This window comes from uncultured Aquincola sp. (assembly GCF_964001545.1).
Classification (GTDB): domain Bacteria; phylum Pseudomonadota; class Gammaproteobacteria; order Burkholderiales; family Burkholderiaceae_C; genus Aquincola.
In genome coordinates this window covers 1-1,617 of sequence record NZ_CAXFDV010000339.1, presented here as the reverse complement: position 1 = coordinate 1,617, position 1,617 = coordinate 1, and the positions used below count along the sequence as shown (strand labels likewise).

Sequence of the window (1,617 nt, the reverse complement as noted above, 5' to 3'; positions counted from 1 at the left end):
GGGCACTTCGAGCGCGCGGTGCAGTGGTACGTGGACCACTACCGCGCCCACATGGCGCTGGAAGAGCAGCAGATGCTGCCGCTGGCCGAACGGGTGCTGACCGCGGCCGACTGGGCCGAACTGGACGAAGCCTTCGGCCAGAACCGCGACCCCTTCACCGGCCACGAGCCGGCGCCCGACTATGCGGCGCTGTACACCCGCATCGTCAACCTGGTGCCGGCGCCGATCGGGCTGGGCCCGCCGATGGGGTCGGGCGGCTGAGGGGCGATGCTTCGCTCAAGCCTGGGTCACGACCCGCAGCATCTCGCTCAAGTCCGCTTCATCGCCGAACGCGCCTGAGCGCGAGTGGCCCACCACGCCCGACCAGCGGCCGCCCACCAGCTGCGCGCAGCCCCAGCCGGCACGCCGGGCGGGCCGCGTCTGCAGATGTTCCACGCCGGTGGCGCAGCACACGGCCAGCAAGGTGTCGCCACCGATCACCAACAACGTGCCGGGTGGCGCGATGCGCTGGACCAGCGTGGCCAGCTGGGCCTGCAGCAGCTCAGCGGCTTGAGCGGGTGTCAGCTTTTGCAGGGGCGAGAGCTCCAGCAAGGTCTGGCCATAGGGGGCGGCCATGCGCTGGCAGGCGCTGGCGAACTCGTGGTCGTCACCTTCGCGCACCAGCACCGCGTCGGGCTCTTGTGCGCGCAGGTGCGCCCATTGGCGGCGCACCACCGCATGGTGGCTGGCGCCCAGCATCAACAGGCCGCTGCCTGACGGCGGCGCTGCCGGCTCGGCCATCAACGCGGCCTGGCTGCCCACATGCGCCGCCAGCGCCTGCGCCAGCCCTGCGCTGCCGCACCACAGGCGCCGCCGCGGCGGCGCGCCATCCGCCGCCAGGCCCTCGGTCACCAGTCGCTGCAGGTCGGCATCGGTGCGCACGTCGGGCACGTGCAGCCGGGCACCCTCGCTGCCCAGGCCCGCGGCGGCGAACGAAGCCGGAATCGACTCGACCACGCTGGCCGGCTGCCCACCCGTGACCACCAGGTGCCGCCCGCCCACCGTGATGCGGCCTTGCGCCGGGTAGGCCGGCGCAAACACCAGCTCATCAAAGCCGCCAGCCCGCGCCAGGTAGGCGCATTCGGCAAAGGTGTTGCCCCGCAGCAGGCTGTCCACCTTCTTGAAGGCGATGTCGCCACCCACGAACCAGTCGACCAGCCCGGCCAGCTGCGCCGGCAGTTCGGCCGGCGGCAGGTCGCGCGTGGGCGTGGCCACGGCCACCACGCCGGCTGCGGCGCCCACGGGCACGCGCCCCAGCCCCACCGGCACGCTGCCGGCAAAGGCGGCTGCGCTGTCCAGCGCGCCGGTCAGGTCGTCGGCCAGCAGCCGGAGGCGGGCGCTCATGGCTTCACGCGCAGCAGGTCCACGCCCAGCGTGCGCACCTGCTCCACGTCGGCCTCGCTGATGGCGTCGTCGGTCAGCACCTGGTCGAAGGTGCGCAGCGGCAGCACGCGCATCAGCGCCGCGGCGCGGAACTTGGAGGCATCGACCAGCAGGCGCCGCACCCGCGCCGATTGCGCGAATGCGCGCTTGACGGCGGCCACTTCGGCCGAGGTTTCGCTCAACATGCCGGCGTTG

At 73.0% G+C, this 1,617-nt stretch carries 1 protein-coding gene and 2 pseudogenes; 1 reads left to right on the top strand and 2 read right to left on the bottom strand.

Annotated features, from left to right (window positions below; genetic code table 11):
- Positions 1-261 (top strand): annotated as a pseudogene (locus ABNT58_RS11755) (hemerythrin domain-containing protein); the annotation flags it as partial.
- 15 nt (positions 262-276) lie between these two features.
- On the opposite strand, the gene ABNT58_RS11750 reads toward ABNT58_RS11755, so the two are convergent.
- A complete protein-coding gene (locus tag ABNT58_RS11750) occupies positions 277-1,383 on the bottom strand; it encodes a four-carbon acid sugar kinase family protein (protein ID WP_348753661.1) in 1,107 nt (368 codons plus the stop codon).
- Positions 1,380-1,617: pseudogene (locus ABNT58_RS11745) on the bottom strand (hypothetical protein); the annotation flags it as partial. The gene ABNT58_RS11750 and the pseudogene ABNT58_RS11745, both read right to left, overlap by 4 nt.